Annotated in this window: 17 protein-coding genes and 1 pseudogene; 11 read left to right on the forward strand and 7 right to left on the reverse strand. The window is 59.9% G+C overall.

What is annotated here, in order from left to right:
- Positions 1–617: 617 nt before the first annotated feature.
- From FA740_RS16375 to FA740_RS16400, 6 genes and pseudogenes are all read right to left on the reverse strand, one after another.
- A complete protein-coding gene (locus FA740_RS16375) occupies positions 618–1,151 on the reverse strand; it encodes a DUF3489 domain-containing protein (protein WP_136857884.1) in 534 nt (177 codons plus the stop codon).
- A gap of 248 nt (positions 1,152–1,399) precedes the next feature.
- Positions 1,400–2,339 (reverse strand): annotated as a pseudogene (locus FA740_RS16380) (IS5 family transposase).
- 151 nt (positions 2,340–2,490) lie between these two features.
- Positions 2,491–4,086 (reverse strand): IS66 family transposase, encoded by a 1,596-nt coding sequence (tnpC, locus tag FA740_RS16385; protein WP_136857886.1) that lies wholly within the window; start codon positions 4,084–4,086, stop codon positions 2,491–2,493.
- A gap of 85 nt (positions 4,087–4,171) precedes the next feature.
- The gene (tnpB, locus tag FA740_RS16390; protein WP_136857887.1) at positions 4,172–4,516 is read right to left on the reverse strand and encodes an IS66 family insertion sequence element accessory protein TnpB; all 345 of its coding nucleotides are present in this window, start codon (positions 4,514–4,516) and stop codon (positions 4,172–4,174) included.
- Positions 4,513–4,836 (reverse strand): transposase, encoded by a 324-nt coding sequence (locus FA740_RS16395; RefSeq protein WP_169306338.1) that lies wholly within the window; start codon positions 4,834–4,836, stop codon positions 4,513–4,515. Before FA740_RS16395 ends, tnpB begins: the two co-directional genes overlap by 4 nt.
- Before the next feature lie 271 nt (positions 4,837–5,107).
- Positions 5,108–8,461, reverse strand: a complete 3,354-nt coding sequence (locus FA740_RS16400) for a tetratricopeptide repeat protein (protein ID WP_136857889.1) — start codon at positions 8,459–8,461, stop codon at positions 5,108–5,110.
- 177 nt (positions 8,462–8,638) lie between these two features.
- Between FA740_RS16400 and FA740_RS16405 the strand changes: the two genes are divergently transcribed.
- The 8 genes from FA740_RS16405 to FA740_RS16435 all read left to right on the forward strand — a co-directional run bounded on the left by FA740_RS16405 (position 8,639) and on the right by FA740_RS16435 (position 14,607).
- Complete coding sequence (locus FA740_RS16405; RefSeq protein ID WP_136857890.1) at positions 8,639–9,991, forward strand: type IV secretory system conjugative DNA transfer family protein; 1,353 nt, start codon at positions 8,639–8,641, stop codon at positions 9,989–9,991.
- A 1-nt stretch (position 9,992) separates the two neighbouring features.
- On the forward strand, positions 9,993–10,430 hold the full coding sequence (locus FA740_RS16410; RefSeq protein WP_136857891.1) for a hypothetical protein: 438 nt from the start codon (positions 9,993–9,995) through the stop codon (positions 10,428–10,430).
- A gap of 172 nt (positions 10,431–10,602) precedes the next feature.
- Positions 10,603–11,094 (forward strand): hypothetical protein, encoded by a 492-nt coding sequence (locus FA740_RS16415; protein ID WP_136857892.1) that lies wholly within the window; start codon positions 10,603–10,605, stop codon positions 11,092–11,094.
- Positions 11,095–11,179: 85 nt separating this feature from the next.
- Entirely contained in the window at positions 11,180–11,554 is a 375-nt protein-coding gene (locus FA740_RS16420; protein WP_136857893.1) for a hypothetical protein, read from the forward strand.
- Between the two features lie 122 nt (positions 11,555–11,676).
- Positions 11,677–12,261 carry a hypothetical protein gene (locus FA740_RS16425; protein WP_136857894.1) on the forward strand — a complete coding sequence of 195 codons (585 nt, stop codon included), beginning with the start codon at positions 11,677–11,679 and terminating at the stop codon, positions 12,259–12,261.
- Between the two features lie 1,458 nt (positions 12,262–13,719).
- Positions 13,720–13,896 carry a helix-turn-helix domain-containing protein gene (locus tag FA740_RS16430; RefSeq protein WP_169306339.1) on the forward strand — a complete coding sequence of 59 codons (177 nt, stop codon included), beginning with the start codon at positions 13,720–13,722 and terminating at the stop codon, positions 13,894–13,896.
- Positions 13,897–13,962: 66 nt separating this feature from the next.
- Positions 13,963–14,130, forward strand: coding sequence for a hypothetical protein (locus FA740_RS19795; protein ID WP_169306340.1), 168 nt, complete (start codon positions 13,963–13,965; stop codon positions 14,128–14,130).
- A 15-nt stretch (positions 14,131–14,145) separates the two neighbouring features.
- Complete coding sequence (locus FA740_RS16435; protein ID WP_338119677.1) at positions 14,146–14,607, forward strand: LysR substrate-binding domain-containing protein; 462 nt, start codon at positions 14,146–14,148, stop codon at positions 14,605–14,607.
- A gap of 297 nt (positions 14,608–14,904) precedes the next feature.
- Here FA740_RS16435 and FA740_RS16440 read toward each other — a convergent pair.
- Positions 14,905–15,662, reverse strand: a protein-coding gene (locus tag FA740_RS16440) for an IS5 family transposase (protein WP_136857897.1) whose coding sequence is annotated in 2 segments (ribosomal slippage) — positions 14,905–15,326 and positions 15,326–15,662 — 759 coding nt in all. Because the reading frame shifts where the segments join, the coding sequence is not laid out codon by codon here.
- A 281-nt stretch (positions 15,663–15,943) separates the two neighbouring features.
- Between FA740_RS16440 and FA740_RS16445 the strand changes: the two genes are divergently transcribed.
- From FA740_RS16445 to FA740_RS16455, 3 genes are all read left to right on the forward strand, one after another.
- On the forward strand, positions 15,944–16,489 hold the full coding sequence (locus FA740_RS16445; RefSeq protein ID WP_136857898.1) for a YaeQ family protein: 546 nt from the start codon (positions 15,944–15,946) through the stop codon (positions 16,487–16,489).
- Positions 16,490–16,757: 268 nt separating this feature from the next.
- Positions 16,758–17,771: a LacI family DNA-binding transcriptional regulator gene (locus FA740_RS16450; protein WP_136857899.1), complete on the forward strand. Its 1,014-nt coding sequence runs from the start codon at positions 16,758–16,760 to the stop codon at positions 17,769–17,771.
- A gap of 68 nt (positions 17,772–17,839) precedes the next feature.
- Positions 17,840–18,508 (forward strand): amino acid ABC transporter permease, encoded by a 669-nt coding sequence (locus FA740_RS16455; RefSeq protein ID WP_136857900.1) that lies wholly within the window; start codon positions 17,840–17,842, stop codon positions 18,506–18,508.

An 18,508-nucleotide genomic window follows, 5' to 3' on the forward strand; every position in this document is an offset into this window, starting at 1 on the left:
GGGTCACCGTAGCTTCAGACTGTCGGCCGGGCCCGCCCACGATCGCGTGGAACGGCTGCCCATCATCGCGTGGAATCGCTGCCCACGATCAGCTGGAATGGGTGCCCATCATCCCGTGGAACACGCAAAGCTACGCGGCTACAAAGCTTCAATGTCAGGGATCGGACGCGCACTTGGTGATGGCCATTTGGCTACATTGGGATCACACGGGTCACTTGCTGCGCCAAGCCCGAAGGTCGGCTGCGGGCCGAAACCGCCCCCCTCCCAACGGTTCCTCCCCGGCCCCGAACGTATGCGGGGGGACGCAGCGCAGCAGTTTGCTAGCGGCAGGCGTTTTCACCGGGGAAGCCACCCGGAAGCCACCTGCTGCGCGAATTTTCAAATAATGATTCCAAACCAAAGCCTTGCTTAATCTCGACCTTGTCGCGCTGGATTCTTTTGCGGAATCCAGGGAAGCCACTTTGCGGAAGCCATCTTGCCGGAAGCCAGCCAACGGAAGTCACCTTGAGAAACCCTGATTCAGCCGAAGCTAATCTGCTTCCATGCGGCAACTGATGCACAAGATACTGAAGGCAGGGGATCGTGGTTGCTAAAAAAGGGAGCGACGTTCGGGTCAATTAGACGATCCGGTACACCGACCCCCGCCCATGTTCCTTTGTCATGCTGATCGACAGCCCGAGTTTCTTCTTCAATGTTCCAGAAATCATCCCGCGCGTGCTATGAGCCTGCCAACCTGTCGCCACGACGATTTCGGCAATCGTGACGCCTTCAGGGCGTTGCATCAGGGCAATAATGTGCGCTTGCTTGGTTCCAGCACGCTGGATCGGCGTCTTTGGCCCGGCTGCTTCGGCTGCGTGCTGTCGAATGGCGACCACCGTCTTGACCACGACTGGATCGAAGCCGATGGCCAGCAGCCCTTCGTCGGTCACCACCAGCGTGGTGCCATGGCCATCGCCGGTTTCCCGCCAGAGGGGATCGGCCTGGCGCACGTTAGCCTCAACCTCTTGCAGCCAGCCGCGTTCAATCATTCTGCTCACCGCCATTTTTGCCGCCGCACCCGCTAGTCTGTTGGGCAGCGGAAGAGCAATGCCGCCGGGGCGCTGGGCACTGGCAGTTAGTACTGCAGTCTGCGTTTCGGACAGTTTTGTCATCGCTTGTCGTCCAAGTGGCCCGGCGTGCTCCCGGGATCGCTCGGGGGTCAACATAGATCAACTTAATACCAAGCAATATCACTGCGATCTTGGTGAGTGCTGGGTCTGCAGCGCGGAAGGAGCACAAACTGCCGGATGGAGACCTCCACGGGGCTAGGGACTGTTGACGTTCATCTGATCTGAATGACTGTGGCGGCATTGTTGCAGAACTCGGCGTTGAAGCCGGACTTCCCCTTACCCCGTTAAGCTCAGGCCACGCGTTCGATCTCGGCAGTGCCGAGTGCGTTGAAGCGGTTCATGAGGGCGATGCGGATGTGGACTGTGGACTTCGGCTGTTTGTCTGTCGGAGTCTCGTGAGGCGATGCGCTCGCCAAAGGATTTGAGACATCTCATCTTTGCCTCAATCCGACTACGGGTATGATAGCCGGACCAGTGCTTCCAGTTTGCCCGACCAAAGCGTTTGCTCGCCCGCAGGATGTCGTTGCGGGCGCGGGCGGCAGGACAGTCCTCCTTCCAGAGGCGTCCGTTCTTGCGGATCGGGATGACGGCCGTGCCGCCGCGATCCACGATTACGGTGTGACAGCGCCGGGTGTCGAAAGCACCGTCGCCGGTCACGGTGCCGATCGGCGGATCTGGTGGAATTTGATCCAGCAGGTCCGGAAGAACAGGACTGTCGCCTTCGCGGCTCGAAGTGAACTCCACTGCCCGGATGTCGCCGGTAGCCGTATCCATTGCCAGGTGGACCTTGCGGTATTGGCGCCTGCGGTGCGTGCCGTGCTTGCGAGCCAGCCATTCGCCATCGCCCAAAAACTTGATCCCGGTGCTGTCGACCAACAGGTTCAGCGGCCCTGCCGCACGGCGGTGGGGGATCTGCACAGCAAGGGTCTTCTGCCTGCGGCTCAAGGTGGAGAAGTCCGGCACCGGCCAGTCGATCCCTGCCATCTCCAGCATGCTGGCCACCATGCCGGTGGTTTGCCGAAGCGGCAGGCCGAAGAGCACCTTAACCACCAGGCAGAACTGGATGGCAGCATCAGAGAACACCGGCGGACGGCCAGGATGCCCGGCCCTGTCCGCCAGCCACGCCATATCCTTGTCCAGCCAGATCAGCAGCGAGCCACGCCGCTTCAGGGCGTCATTGTAGGATTTCCAGTTCGTTGTGCGGTAGCGGGAAGCCTCAGGTTTGCTCATGCCGAGACGATTACCCTACCAGCCCGCCCGCGTGAATCCCGCGGCAGGCTGAAGTTCTGCAACAACGCCCCTCTTATGTAAAAATGGTTGCAGCTTGGCAAGAAAAGCCACCAAAACCGAAAGACAAATGTAAGCGGGGAGCTGAGGCCGTTCAGGCTTTGTAATTCCAGGGCATGAGCGCGTGGATCTCTGCGCTCGGCCACTGGTTGGCGATGCGCTCCAAGGTCAGGGTCAGCCATGCGACGGGGTCGACGTTGTTCATCTTGCAGGTCTGCAAAAGGGTGGCGATCGTGGCCCATGTGCAGCCACCGCCATCCGATCCGGCGAACAGGCTGTTTTTTCTCGTAATTGTCTGGGGTCTGATGGCCCGCTCGACGATGTTGGAATCGAGCTCGATGCGACCGTCCGTCAGGAAGCGCTCGAAGATGTCCCGACGCGTCATGGCATAGCGCAGCGCTTCAGCCAGCTTCGACTTACCCGAGATGCGCGGCAGGGTCTGCTGCCAGAGCGTGAACAGCGCGGCAACGATTGGTGCCGAGACAGCCTGCCGTGCGACAGCGCGGGCTTCAGGGCTTTGGCCCCGCACCTCTGCCTCATGCTTCCAGAGATCGGCCATGCGCTCAACCGTGGTGGTCGCGACCTTTGAGTCCCCGGCGGCATGAAGTTCATAGAACCGCCGCCGGGCATGAGCCCAGCAGCCCGCGAGCAGCGGAGCATCGTTGGCTCCGCCCTTGAGCGCGAGCTTGTTGTAGGCGGCATAACCGTCCACCTGCAGGATACCGCGATAGCCTGCGAGATGCCGCCGCACACAATCGCCGGACCGGCTGTCTTCAAAGCGATAGGCCACCATGGGCGGTCCACTCCCGCCGAAGGTGCTGTCGTCGCGGGCATAGGCCCAGAGCCAGGCCTTTTTCGTGCTGCCGGTGCCGGGGGCAAGGGTTGGCAGGCTGGTCTCATCCGCGAAGACCCTCTCGCCTCTCAGGATCTCGCCCAGAACATGGCCCGCGAGGATATCCAGCTCAAAGCCGGTCCGGCCCATCCACTGCGCCATCAGCCGTCGGTCGAGATCCACGCCATCGCGGGCATAGATCCCTTCCTGGCGATAGAGCGGCAGGCCGTCTGCGTATTTCGAGACCGCGATCTGCGCCAGCAGCGCCTCCGTCGGCAGGCCACTTTCGATGATATGCGCCGGGGCCAAAGCCTGGATGACACCGTCCCTGCCTTTGAACGCGTATTTGGGGCGGCGCGTGACGATCACCCGGAACTTTGCAGGGATCACATCCAGCCGTTCGGACACGTCCTCACCGATCAGCACCTTCTGCCTGCCGGCATGTTCCGGCAGATCCTCAGGCTCGATCACCACGTCGACCCGCTCCAGATGCGGTGGAAAGCCTTTGCGGGGCCGAGACGCTCGCTTGTGCTGTGAGGCGTGGCCCGTGCCAACCTGCGCCCGCAGGGCAGAGATACCCGTCTCAATTTCCTCGAAGAGGAAAGCCTGCTGCGCGGCCTCGTCACCTGGCGCGGCAGAACCGAGCTTCTCGGAGCGTCGTCCAAACCGCGCCCGATCGTAAGCCTTCAGGATCTGCATCAGCCGTTTGATCCGTTCGTCGGCATCCGCATTGCGGGCCGTGAGCGTCTCGACCTCACGCTCCAGCGCATCTGCGCGCGACGCCTGCGCAGCCATGGCGCGGACCATGGACTTCAGCTGGTCCATGTCATCAGGAAGGGAAAGTTCGTCGGCGCTCATAGGGGCGAAAATAGCATATTCTGGCCGGGGACTCTGTAGGATATCCGCGTCCAGGGGCGGGTTGATTCACTTTTCCGCAGCCGGTTTATCCAGCAAATACAGGCTTTCTTACCGCTATGGGACGAACCCGCTTCCAGTCCAGACCGTCCATGAGCGCCATGAGCTGGGCGTGGTTAAGCTGGACCCGGACATGCCCGATACGCGGCCAGCAGAACGCGGATTTCTCGAGGCGCTTGGCAAAGAGACAGACGCCGCTGCCGTCCCACCAGACGATCTTGATCCTGTCCGCCCGCTTCGCCCGGAACACATAAAGCGCGCCGCTGAACGGGTCGCTGCCAGCATCCCGCACCAGCGACAACAGACTGTCCGGACCTTTGTGGAAGTCTACAGGATGGCTGGCCAAAAAGACTTTCACGCCGAAGGGGATCATGCTGAGCGCACCGCGCGGAGGATCCGGCGCAGCGCAGCCTCGTCAAGGTCGGGGCTGACGCGGATGAGGACACCTCCCAGCATGATCTCCACCAACGGCACGGGTGCGCCGGGTGCAACATCCTGCGTCTGCTTCTTCAGGGAAGCCTTTCGCCAGCCGAACAGTTGCGGTGGCGAAATCCCCAAACGGCGGGCCAGCGCCGAAACGTTCACGCCCGGCTCCAGCGCCGCTGCGACGGCCCTCTCCTTGAACTCATCTGACCAACGCCGCCGCTCGCCGACTGGCGCACCGTCAAAACGCTCCGTCACAGCCTCGATCAACTGTAAGCTACCAGTCGCAGGCATAGGCGTAGGACTAGTCGTAGACATGGAACCTCGGCGATCAGATCATCGCCAGAACCTTACCCCAAACCAGCCTGGCCACTAACCCACGGGATGTCCTTGCCGCTTACAGACAAATGAAGAAGGGGCTGTTTAGTAACATCCGTGTCCAGCTCAACACGACCACCGGTCAGGAAGAGGCCGAGACCGTCGCGGTATTTGGTAATTTGCCCTCTGGACGAGTCCCTATCTTACCCAGCAGAGTATTTACCTACTCCGGCGGCATTATGGCCGGCCCAGACTGTAGCTTTGCCATCTGGGACCATGAATCGAGAGTTTTCTCGTAGTGTGAATTCGCTGCTTCAAAATCCCTCAACTCCCAATACGCATAAGCTATTTTTTCGTGAAAGCGCCGCAGCTCGCTCAAAATGGTGACGTCATTAGGCGCCAACTCGTGAACGTAATTGTGGGACACCAGCGCGGCATATAGTAGTTCAAGCGCCTTGTCGAATTCGCGCAACTCCACGTGCGCAGAAGCCGTATTGAACCGGCACGAACCAACCACACGGCGAAAATGCGCGCTTTCAGGGTTGTGACGTGCCTGATCCAAGGCAATACTTTCTGCGTGGATATGGTATTCAAGCGCCCGGTCAGGGCTTCCGATTTCCGAGTGCTTCCCGCCAGTCTTTCCAAGCATATGGAGAACGGCGTTGGCAGATCCTTCTAAGTCAGGGGCGACCTTCATCAAATGGTAAGCCATTTTTAGGTAGATATCGTATCGTTCAAACGCACCATGGTAATAGTCCATTTCCCAAAGCAGATCTGCAATATTTTCCTGGGCCTCCATAAATTTGGTAATCCATAATGCATCATTGTGATCTCTCTCGACAATTGCTGAAGCCGCATTTCCCGCCTCTTGAAAGTAGACGACTGCTTTCTCCGGCAACGAATGTTCTACAAATATCGCCGCGAGCTTCTCTGCTGCAAAACAGTGGGATTTTTGGTAGTTGATGTCGAGGCTTCGATGGGCGAGGCGCTTAGACGCAGATATTGCGCGTTCGAACAACTCGATCCCGATCGCATGATTGCCAGCCTCCATATGTAGTTGAGCTGCTTTTTGCAGTGTATAGCTATAGACATTTAGCCATTGGTTATTATTAGGATCGTCGGATACAATTCGTTCGTAGATAGCGATGCATGAATGAAGAAGCTCTAACGCGCTACTATTATCACCCAGCTCGCGAAATCTGATGGCCTGCTTCATTCGGATCACCGCCAGATTGTGCTGCCAATGATGATCATCTGGGTTCCCGACCGGAACGTCATTGATTGCGGATACTGCCCGACCTAAGGCCCTATCCGCGTCAGGCTCATAGCCGAGCTCCATTTCCATGCCCACAATGACGGCATGGACCAGCTTTTTATATGCCTCGCCATTGATGTCGTCGGGATTACAGAAGAGGATTTCCTCAAGTTCTTGCACAAGTTCTGAGTATACAGCAAGGGCCTCTTGGCACTTACCTCGGGCCTGGAGTGCTTCCCCAAAGATGAACAGAGACCTAAAAACAGGTTCTGATGTTAGGAAAGTTCCGGTTTCAATTGTGGCGCGTATTATTTGGGCGGCATCGCTATAGCATGCAAGGGCGGCCGATCCCTCATTAACCAGATCCTGCTGCCGCCCCAACTGGACTTTGCATTCGGCCAGCCATACTAGAGCCTCGACGTTCTCCGGCTCGACATCAGCGATCACTTGTAGGTCGTTATGAAGCTGCGACCATAAGTCGTTTGCCACGTCGCGCAATCCCAAGTTCCTGATCGTAGCAGCCACCTCCCAGTAAAGGCCAAGCGGTGTCTCAAGACGTTCTCCCTTCTCGACAAGTCTTACGAAGTGCAGAGCGGCGGAATAAGCGGCCTCTGTGTTCCTTCTCCGCTTTTCGAGCTGAACGACGCGCGCAAAAGCCGTTCCAGCCGCCGGGTCACCCCTGTGCGACATCCGCGTCCCGGCCAGTGTCAACGCTTCCGCCAAATCGTCTTCAGACAGTTTGGGGAACTGATCGGGATCCTTCACGAGTTCTGCGAGCAGGGTATCCAGTGTCGTCATCAGTTCGTCGGCATCCGGCCAATCAGGCAGATCCCGCCGCGCGAGCCCGCTTTCCTGATACTCCTTCGCCGCGTCGAAGAAGAGGCCTTCAGAAAACTCCCCGATGTCATTCTGCGACTGGTCAGCGATGCCTTTCAGGAAGCGGAAGCTTTTTTCGCCTTCCTGGAGGGCTGCGCGAGCGTCTGTCGCCAGTCGCGCATGAGTAATCCGATCCACCAGGTCGACGACGAAGCGGCTGCCCATCAGAGATGCGACGATCATGCTGCGCCGGACATCGGCGGGCGTGTCCATGAAACGCTCCAGAACCACCTCATCGATAGGCAGGTCCGCCAATGTGGCTACCGCTTCACGTCCCACATTCGTCAGGCCGTTTTTCAGGTCATTCGCATCGAACCATTTCGGCTTACGCTCCATCCGAGCGATGATCTGCTCCAGCTTGCGAGGGTTGCTACCCGACTTGCCTGTGATCATCCCCACGTCAGCTTCTTCCAAGCCGGGAAAGCGCTGGCGGAGGGCTTCTTCCAGATGGTCGACGGGTTCACCCAGGTCGATCCGTTCGAAACCCGAGGCTCGAAGCGATCCGGCAGGCTCCTTGGCGAAAACCCCCGCGACCTTCTTGTCGGGCATCATGGCATGCTCGATCACCTTGGCGACGTGACTGGGCTCGCGCCACTGGTCGTTAGCGTCCTTCCAAAGCCCAAGCTGACGGCTCCAATGTGTGCAGACCAGCAAGAGCGGCCAATCCTCGCGGGCGCTTCTTGCAAGGAGCTTTTCAAGGAATGTTGGCATGGCGGGATCGTTGTCAGCAAACTGGGCATCGTCGATGAGGATGACCAGCGGGATCTTTGCGTAGTAGGGCGACCTGCGGTCAAAGAGGAACGACAGGTCGTCCAGGACGGAGTCGACGACCGTGTCCACCTGATTTCCAGCCGAAGAACTGACATCCTCCTTGCCCCGGTGCCGCCTGACGATTGCGCCAATCTTGAGTGCGGACTGCCCAAGGCGTTTGATCATCCCAAGCCCGGTGATTTCAGGACCGATCTCGATACCAATATCGATGGCAAGGTCCTTGGCGTCTGCCAGAATTTCTTTCATGCTCGATTTGCGTCGGGCGGCAACGCGCGCCAGGACCATGTGGGGAAGGATGTCATTCAGAGACGCGAAGATCGTGTTTCCCGGGTTGCGCCCCTCTGCGATCGCCATCCCCCACCATAGAAAGGGCGGAGGCTGATTGATGTGGCATTCTTCCGGTCGCGGCATGACGGCGCCATTGACGGTGTCGCAGATCTCTCGCGGCCAGTAGACGCCGCGGTCAGCGGTCTGCATCATGTGCCGCAGCAGTTCCAAGGCGAGCCGCGTCTTTCCCAGTCCGCGCTCGGCTTCAATCATGACCACACGGTGGCGGGGTCCCGCAGGTGAAACGGCAGGATCAGCCGCTGATGACACACAGGCATCAAAGATCGCCGTGAGGCGCTCCAAATCACGCTTCCGGTTGTTTCCACAAAAGAGAAGCTGCTCGGTCACGGGTCCATCCTGTCATCGCGTTCGTCGACGATCCAACGCACATCCTCGGCAGAATGATTCATCTGGTCGACAGGCATCAAGCGCAAATTTGATCGAATTGGGCATATCGGGGCTGCAGCCGGTCACAAGTGCCGAAGTGCCGCGTCAGGGTAGCATCACATCAGGAAAGGCTGCCGCATGTCGACCAGAACACTGAGGCTCGCAGACACCAGTTCCGTCAACCGTGGCCACGCCATCGCCGTCGGGCGCCATCTGGGGGCTGCTGCTGCCTGTTCCATCGGGTTCAGCATGGGCGAAAGCCATGCGCCGGTACGAAATGGCGAGGCCATCATGTCTGAAGACGATGCAGGACTTGTCACGATCGCAGGCACAGGGAGCGGCAAGGGTGTCAGCCAGGTCATCCCGACCCTTCTGACCTATCGTGGTTCGATCATCGTCACTGACCCGAAGGGTGAGCTGCATGCGGTCACTGCCCGCCGGCGTGCGCAGATGGGGCAACGGGTGGTCAGGATCGATCCCTTCGGGGCGACCGGCACCGACGCCATCAACCCGCTCGAACAGGTCAGCACGGTCTCTGCCTCTGCCGTCGACGACTGCACCCGGATCGCGACGCAGCTCCTTCCGCGGCACGCGGCTGACCGGGATCCCTTCTGGACACAAGGAGCGACGCAAATGATCGCAGGATCGCTCCTTTTCATCGCCACCTATCTCAGCCCTCCGCTGCGCAACCTGCGCTCGCTGCGCAAGATCTGGCTGTCCTCGGAGGAGGATCGGGTGATCTTCATGGCCTGCGCGAGAGGTTCCAATGCCCATGACGGCATCATCCGCGAAGCGGCCTCCATGTATGTCGATGCGCCCGACAAGACGCGCGGCTCGTTCCTGTCTACGATCCGCGAAGGCTTGGGGTTCTTGCAGTCGAGCGTATCCCTGGTCGGCCTGACGGGGAACACGATGAGCCTCGACGACTACGTCGCGGGCGTGCCCATGACCATCTATCTGACCGTGCCGCCACACTATCTGGCGTCTCACGGCAAGCTCCTTCGCCTCTGGCTTGGAACGCTCATCAACGCGGCGACCCGCCGCCGCAGCCGGCCGGCCATCCCGGATCTTCTACTGGTCGATGAAGCTGCCCAGCCAGGCTATCTCGAGGAGCTGAGGACCGCCGCGACGCTGCTGCGTGGCTATGGCATGCGCACCTGGACTTTCTGGCAGTCCCTGGCGCAGATCCAGCAGACCTATGGGGACAGCTGGATGGAATTCCTGGACAATGCCGGGACGATCTCCATCTTTGGAACCACAAACGCCGCGTCCGAGACCGTCGCCCGGCAGATCACGGGCTACCAGGGAGAGATCCTCGGCTTGCCACGCGACGAGCAGATCCTTGTCAGAGCAGGGATGGCCGCTGCCCGGGCGAGACGCATTTCGTATCTTCATGACGAGGAATATCGGGGACTGTGGGACGCGAACCCGTTCCACGTAGGCCGTCGGCTTGACGAGGCTCTTCTCCGGCACCCTGTCCGGGGGATCTGAGATGGACGTTTTCGAAATCCATGAAGACCAGCTCCCCACGGACGCTGATGACATCTGGCGGTTCCTGGAGGAACGAGGCCAGTTCGACGCGCTGCTCATTGAGACCCGGGCCGCGCTGATCGGCGATCTGGAGGGCGATCCCTTCCATGACGCCGTCCGGCGGGCCCTGTCCTTGATGGGTCCCGAAGACAATGTCCGTGAGGACGCGCTCGAGAACCCCCTGGCTGCATCCCTCAGGAGCGAACTGGAAGGACCGGGCGGGCTGGCCGCCGCATGCTTTCGGCGGCTGCGCGGGGCGACGGAGGGTGGCCTTCCGGACCTGGCGTACAAGGCGCATGCGGATGCGATGATCCGCGCTATGGGCGACACGCGAAAAGGCCTGAGTGATGCGCTGATCGCCGAGAAGATCGGACCGCTTTTGAAGAGCGTCGAACCATAAAAAACTGAATATATGATATCGCCTTGGCGTCTTTGCTCCTCACGCCCTTTCGGGGGCGATCGTCGCAAAGACGCCAAGGCGATTATCTGACGAACCGCGATCATCTGGTCAAGATGCTCCGGGCCAGATGCCGCGCTCCCGTGCCCTTAAAGTCACATACCAGGAGTGCCGGATGAGCATCGATGCGCAAGCGTGCCAGTATGACGCGATCCTTGTGGATCTCCTTCGCAAAGACATGGCCCGGACCATGCGGGCGGCGCTGGCCGGTGCCAGCAGTGTCGGCCCCCTTCCGGTCTCCGAGGAGGCCGAGATCATCTCTCATGTCTTCGAGGTGCTCCTGCGGACTGTGCGACGCGGGGAAGCTATAGAGAGCCTTGCCGGCCTTGCATATCAAGTTGGCCGCCGCCGCGCAGTTGACCTGGAGCGCAAACGGCGTGTCGCAGCCCGTTGGGTGGCCAATGCCCGCGTGATCGAGCCTGTCACCACTCACGGCCCCGACTATCACGTCGAGCGCATGAGCCACGCACTCAAGGTCTTTGAGATCGCCGGGATGGAGGTGATTGCGCAGGCCGTGGCCGAGGGGGTGGGGGCCGGACCTGCCGAACGCAAGCGCATCAGCCGCGCCCGTGAGCGCGTGAGGCAGGTGGCCGTAGAGCTCCACTAAACCGCTTAGAATTTTATGGGACCGGCGGTCACAACTTCCGCCGCCAGCCGTCTTTCAAATATCATCATTCAAAAGGAGCATCGCCATGACCATCAAACGCATTCTCGCCGCATCTACCCTGGCGCTGATCGCCTTGCCGGCCTCTGCAGACGTGCGCTGGAACGAAGCCGCGGCACGGTCGGGCTTTGAGAGCCTGCCCGATGCGCAGCGCAGCAGCGCACAAGGCGTGATGAAGCAAGCTGGGCTCTACGCATCCGGCCTCGACGGCAAGTGGGGCCCCGCCACGGCACGCGGCGCAATCGCGACGGCTGAGTTTCTCGAGGACAACAGCTACGACCGTCTCGACTTCGACCTCCACACCCCTGAGGCGGCCCGCCGGCTCTTCCAGTTCCTCCTGACGAATGAGGGTCCTGCCTATCTCTGGGGCGAGGGAGGTGAGTGCGACGGCCCTGGCTGCTGATCGGCAGATGACCCGGCGGTTTTTTTCGCCGCCGGGTCGTATGATGCGGCAACTGTTTCTTCAGCTCTTCCTGTCATCTTGGCGTGATTGCCATATTCGTTTCGGAGATCCGGATGTTCTTTATGTTTTCCCCCCGCGACATCGGCGGCCTGGTCGTTTTCGCAGGCGTATTGGTCTTCCTGGCAGTATTCGGACAGGCGATCCTAGCGATTCTGGGCATTGCTCTGGTCTGTGCCGTGATCTTCGGGTGCCACTGCATCTGGCAGGGCATGAAAAGAGATAAGGCCTATCAAAAAGAGATAGAGATCCGCGTGTCCGAGAACACCCACAAGACCTCTCCGGAGAACTTTGTGCGCCGGATTATGAAGAAGGTCGAGGACGATCTCGGGGTAGAGCTCGGCGGCGGGGCCGTTATCGAGCATTCCGGATCAGTGACCGGAGGCCAAACCTGCGACGAGATGTTCGACATCTTCTACACCGACAGGGCAGATGCGACCGACGAGGATATCACCCGCCTTCAGGTCGTGTTGACGATGAACCTCACGAAGCCGTATGGTGCCGGGCTGCAGATGTGGGACCTTGGCATCTGGCCAAAGCCCGAGCATCCGATTTGGAGCGACCGTGAGGCCTCGATCGACGCAGCCGCAGAGATGATCGTGCGGACGTTCCTCGAGAAAGTCCAAAGAGTTTCCTCCATCGCGGCATAAAGTCCCGCAAGCAGCGTCGGACCATTCGGCTCCTTACTTCTGCGGCGGCTTGGTGTCGTCGCGCGCTTCATAGATAAGCTGCAATCGCAAGAACCCGACACGCAGCGAGCCGTCGAAGCTGCCCTCAGCCGCAACCGGGAATACTGCACGCCGCCGCGAACTGCTACACGGCACGGATCGCTTTGCTGCACGACGCACAAATGTCCGATTCCGATAAACTGCACTGCGGCGCCTTAAGGAGATCGACAGTCCGCTTTGGGCCGACCGCTCCCTCTCTCAGGTCAGGAGTGCAGCCAGCATCGCGCCGACATGCCGCAAAGCGCGGTCCTTCACGCGGCGCCGATGCCACGTCGAGCGTCGTCGCGCCCAACACCATCCGGAGGGAGCCTGATTCCGGGCCTCGTCGATACCCAGTCAAACCGGAGGGTCTGCCGCGCGGCCGGGTGAGGTCACGACAAGCCGACCGATCGGCGCGAGGGCGCCACCGCCCGGCCCTGATGGATCGAAAGGCCAGCTTTGCAGCAGAGCCCGATAACATGCGCCTAAAGCCGTGCGATGTCGCAACTTGCAGGTCTGCCCCGCGTTCGAAGGCGCGTGCGATACCTTCTCCCCGAGGACCGCGTGCCCAGCGTTTTGGCCAGTGAGGTGACTGATGATCAATCCATTTCGGTTTCGACCGGAGACCCCAAACACCGCTGCCGACCCGGATGCACAGCAGCTTGATGGCGGCACCGGAGACTGGCAGGACAACTGGCTTTCCAATTTCATGGCCTGTGGCAGCCGGGTCTTGCTCCCGTCCTGGTGTGATACCCCCGAGCACTGGACGTCCCGTTTCATGCAGTATCTCGACACATCCTGCCCCTGCTGTCTGTTCTTTAGAGGCATAGCGGTCGGGCTACCCATCGGACTAGGGATTGGGCTGGCTGTCGCCTTGCTGTTCTGAGGCAACTTGAATGGCCACTGAATGCACATGGAGGCTTTGATGCGGTAGGTCGTCAGGGGTCGATGTCGCGCCGTACATTCCTTGGATACCCATTGTCCGGCTGCTTGACGCATTATAATCACCTTGCGACTGGTCGGCTCGTCCCTCACTTGCGACATTGCCCAATCAGGCTCGCCACGACCGGAAAGGCAGCAGCATCACCGCTGTCACACGGGTAGTCCACACCCTTTAGCAGCCATTGAACCCATCCTCCGGTTCGCGCAATCCAGCACGCGCGCGCGGTGCATGCGGACCAATCATCGTGCATACTGAGCGGTTCGCATCCGGCGAAGACCATGCCGAGAAGAACCGGCTGAGCAAGGAGGCACGTCCGAGCGAATAGAACTCCTCCTCGGAAAGGTCATTTGCCAGAAGCGGTCGAACAATGGGCAACATATCGTCTTTACCTTTTCTTTCATAGAAAGGTGAAGCACTCTGCAGCCCTTGGACACGCGCGATAACACAGGATGTTTTTCATGAGTGAAAAACTTTCATGGGAAGATCTGGAGATCTTCTTCCATGTCGCAGAAAGTGGTGGCCTGAGTGCGGCCGGACGCCTGACCGGGCTCAGCCCGCCGACCGTGGGGAGACGCATGCTGGCGTTGGAGCAGCGGGCGGGTCAGTCCCTGTTCCATCGCGCGCAGTCGGGATAATCTCTGACCCCAGCGGGCAAGGCGCTGCATGACAGGGTCCGGGTGATGCATTCATCTGCGGTCCCAGTGCAGGACATCCTGCGCGCGCGACAGCAGGCGCTGCTGATACGGCTGTCTGCAGGCACGGCGACCGCGCATTTCCTGGCCGACAAGTTCAGCCTTCTGAACCGACCCAGCGACGGCTTCCGGCTGAATTTTGTGACGACCGAAGCCGTGCTGGACATAGCGCATTGAGAGGTCGATCTGGGGATCCGCAATCAGCCCGCCGAGGCAGGCAATCTGGCCGCGCTTAGGCTGGGCATCCTGCGGTTCGCTGCCTACCGAAGCTGGAGCGTCGGCAACCCCGACCTGCTGGGGTGGGTGGCAATCGATCCGGCCCATGCCAAGCATGCGGCGGTCCGATGGCTGCACGTGCAGGGCCATGATATCAGCGTGCTGGCGAACTCGATCGCTACGGTTCACGAACTGGTCAGGGCGGGAGCAGGGATCGGCGTCATGCCCTGCATGATCGGAGATTGCGATCCGTCTCTGGCGCGTATCGGCCCGATCATCGACGAGCTGACCGAACAGCAATATCTCGTGATGCACGACGATGACCGCCACAGACCCCCGATCCGCCGGCTGATCGAGCGGCTGACGAAGATCTATCACGACAATGCTCCCCTGCTGGCAGGAGAAAGGCCGATGCGAGGAGCAGCGATGTCGTCATGATTGCCCCCCGGGAAACGAAGGCTTTGGGCCGATGTGCCTGGGCCTTGCCCGGTCACTGCTGAATGGGCTCCACATTATGGGCGCCCCAGTTCCGAACTGCCAGCACTTCGGGCATCAGGCCGGGAAACCAGTGAATGGGCGAAATGCACTGCATGTCAGCAGCGGTGAACTTGGCCCCAGCAGATACGGCTCCGGGTCAAGCGTCTCGAATAAACGCGCGGTGCTAAGCATATGTTGCGCCGTGATTTTGCTGCGCTCCGCACCAACGTCCGGTCTAGGTTCCAGACTCATTGAGTTTCACAGCCAGAACAGGACGGTTGCGGCCAATGCGATGGCGGAAAGGTATGTCTCCGGGCACCTGTCGTAACGTGTGGCGACACGTCTCCAGTCCTTCAGGCGACCGAACATGATCTCGATGCGATTGCGTCTTTTATAACGCCGTTTGTCGTATTTCACCGGCGTCTTACGGGACTTTCGGCCAGGGATGCAGGCTCTTATCCCTTTGACCTCTAACGCTTCTCGCAGCCAGTCAGCGTCATATCCCCGGTCCGCCAGGAACCAATCGGCCTGCGGCAGGCTGTCCAGAAGTGCCGCCGCGCCGGTATGGTCACTAACCTGTCCTGCCGACATGAAGATGCGAAGGGGCCGACCTTTCGCGTCGGTGAGGGCGTGCAGCTTCGTGTTCATGCCGCCTTTCGTTCGACCGATCTGGCGCCCACGCCCCCTTTTTTGGCACGCAGGCTGCAAGCCGTGCGGTGCGCCTTCAGATAGGTCGCGTCGATCATTATCGTCTCGGGATCGGTGCCTTCGGTGGCCAGGCCAACCATGATCCGAGCGAAGACCCCGTTATCGCTCCAACGCTTCCAGCGATTATAGAGGGTCTTGGCCGGCCCATATTCTTTCGGTGCGTCGCACCACCGTAAGCCATTGCGATTGATGAAGATAATGCCGCTGAGGACCCGCGGATCATCGACACGTGGCCGGCCATGGCTCTTGGGAAAAAAAGGACGAAGGCGCGCCATCTGCGCCTCGGTCAGCCAGAACAAGTTGCTCATTGATCAAGTCCTCCTTACGGAGCCTGAATCACGCAAAAGAAATGAAATCAATGGGTCTGGAACCTAGGGAGGCTGCAGTGTTGCATCTGGCGGGCGTCGAACAACCGCTCTGAGCCGACGGCAGTTGAAAAGTTGGGAAAGCGCATTGATCAATCCAACCGTGACGTCTTCCATCTTTGACGCGGTGTGTCGGCCACTGCTTGTTGGCGGGCTTTGTATCCGCTTTCCATGGAACGCCGCACGCGGTAGGCAGCCGGATCCTTGTAGGGTTGGGGCAGATCATGGCGCAAAACGCCACCATTTATAAAATCGAGCTGTCAGTTTCTGACATGGGTCGCCACTATTACGAGACCCATAAATTGACTGTGGCAAAGCATCCTTCGGAGACTGATGAGCGGCTGATGGTCCGTATCCTCGCCTTCGCCCTGAACGCCCATGAGCATTTGGAAATGACCAAAGGACTGTCCACGGACAATGAACCCGACATCTGGCAGAAGAGCCTGAGCGGCGAGATCGATTTGTGGGTGGCACTTGGACTTCCAAGTGAAAAAGTCATGCGTCAGTCCAGCAGTAAAGCTGCGAAGGTTATTGTTTACCCCTATGGTGGCAGGGTTGCCGAAATGTGGTGGGACAAGGTCAGGAACGGCACCACCCGTTTCGAGAACTTGCAGATCATCAATTTCACGGAGACCGACACGGCCGCGTTGGCACAGTTGGCCAACCGCGCGATGAAGCTCCAGGTCAATATTCAAGACGGCGACGTAATGGTGAGCGTCGATGAGACGGTCGTCTACGTCACACCCGACATATGGAAGAGCGCAGCATAGACGCCCGCAACCTATTGCCACCGCCTGACCAAGGGCACCTCAGGCGAATTCAGCCAACCCCATCGCGCCAGTGTCCGCCTCGTGCGGGCTACACCGCCGCGCCAGTCACCGTTACCGACTGCAGACTAGGGCCGACATTAACCTTCGAAGGTTACCGCGTTGTTTGGACCTCGAAGAAAAAGCCGTCGAACAATTCAGATCGTAACCGGCACTTCAACGTTCTCCTTGGATCCGATAACCAAACAGCCTTGTCCGTGGGAGTAGCGTTATGAATACCAAGCGTCCCACCTTGGAGGACATTGCCTCTGTGGCTGGCGTCTCACGGGCAACGGTTTCGCTTGTCGTGCGACAGTCCCCCCTGGTGGCCGAACACACGCGATTGAAGGTCGAGAAGGTCATGGCCGATCTCGATTATGTCCGCGACATTGGTGCCGCGCGGTTACGCAATAACAGCAGCCGGACGGTGGGTGTCATCGTGCCCAACTTAGTGAACTCGTTTTTTACTGAGTTCCTCACGGGCGTCGAGCAGGTGATGCGTGAGCAGGACCGCGTTGTGCTACTTGCCAACAGCGAGGACGACCCGCGGCGGCAGGACGAGATCCTGCAGCGGTTCCGAGGGCATGGTGTGGATGGCATGATCCTCTGCCCGGCGGCTGGGACGGATGCAGCTCTGCCGGGGCGAATGCAGCGTTGGGGGTTGCCCATGGTGCAGGCTCTACGCGAGGTCGGCGCGCAGGAAACGGATTATGCGGGCGCGGACTATGTCGCAGGCGTCGGGTTGGCGATGCAGCATTTGACGGCACTGGGGCACCGGCGCATCGCCTTTCTGTCGGTGCGCGCGATGACCTCGGCCAAGGCCGAGCGGTTGAAGGGCTTTTCGATGGCGCTGGCAAAGAGTGGCGCAATTGACGCGGGGATCATCGAAGCCGACCTGACGTGGGAGGGTGCGGCCCTTGCCGCCAATGCGGTGCTTGCCCTGCCAGCGCGTCCAACGGCTGTGCTGTGCTTCAACGATGTTCTTGCGGCGGGACTTATGCTGGGTCTGCGACGCGCGGATCGGCAGCCGGGGCGGGAGATGGCCGTCGTGGGCCTAGACGATCTGCCGCTGGCGGAACTAACCTATCCGCCGATGACTAGCGTCGCCATGTGCCCTGCGCGGATCGGCACCGAGGCTGCACGGCTACTGACCCGGCGCCTGGCCGAACCGGGACGCCCCATCGAGAGATTCATTCAGTTCCCAACGCTGATGGTACGCGAAAGCTCTGGAACGAAAATCGTTTGACACGCGGTCGATCTGCGTTTTAGATCGTTCTAAGTTGCAGGAAAAGACACATCCGCAGGGGAGGGCAGATGTATCGCTTTAACTTCCAGCCGGTTTTCGACAATCTGGACATGCTGGCCTACGGCGCTTGGCTGACCGTTCAGCTGTCGTTCACGGCCATGGCCATCGGGCTGATCGTGTCGATCCTCGGGGCGGTCGCCAAGACGTCGAGCATCCGGCCGCTGCGCTGGATCGTCGATGTCTATGTCGAGATGATCCGCAACACGCCGTTCCTGATCCAGATTTTTTTCATTTTCTTCGGCCTGCCCGCCCTCGGCATCAGTATGTCGCCCAACACCGCGGCGCTTGTGGCGCTGGTGGTCAACGTCGGCGCCTATGGGACCGAGATCATCCGCGCCGGCATCGAATCTATCCCGCGAGGTCAGATCGAAGCCGGACGCGCCCTGGCCCTGACGCCGACGCAGATCTTCCGTTATGTCGTGTTGAAGCCGGCACTGCGCAATATCTATCCCTCGCTGACCAGCCAGTTCATCTACCTGATGCTGACCTCCAGCGTCGTGTCGGTCATCTCGGCCAATGACCTTGCGGCCGCCGGGGCGGACCTGAACGCCCGCACCTTCGCCAGCTTCGAGATCTATCTGGTGCTGACGATCATGTATTTCCTGCTGGCCTTGGGCTTCTCGACGCTGTTCGGTACACTGCGACGGGTCTTCTTCAACTATCCGGCGGGGCGCTGA

It is taken from the genome of Paracoccus hibiscisoli, from assembly GCF_005048265.1.
Taxonomy (GTDB): Bacteria; Pseudomonadota; Alphaproteobacteria; order Rhodobacterales; family Rhodobacteraceae; genus Paracoccus; species Paracoccus hibiscisoli.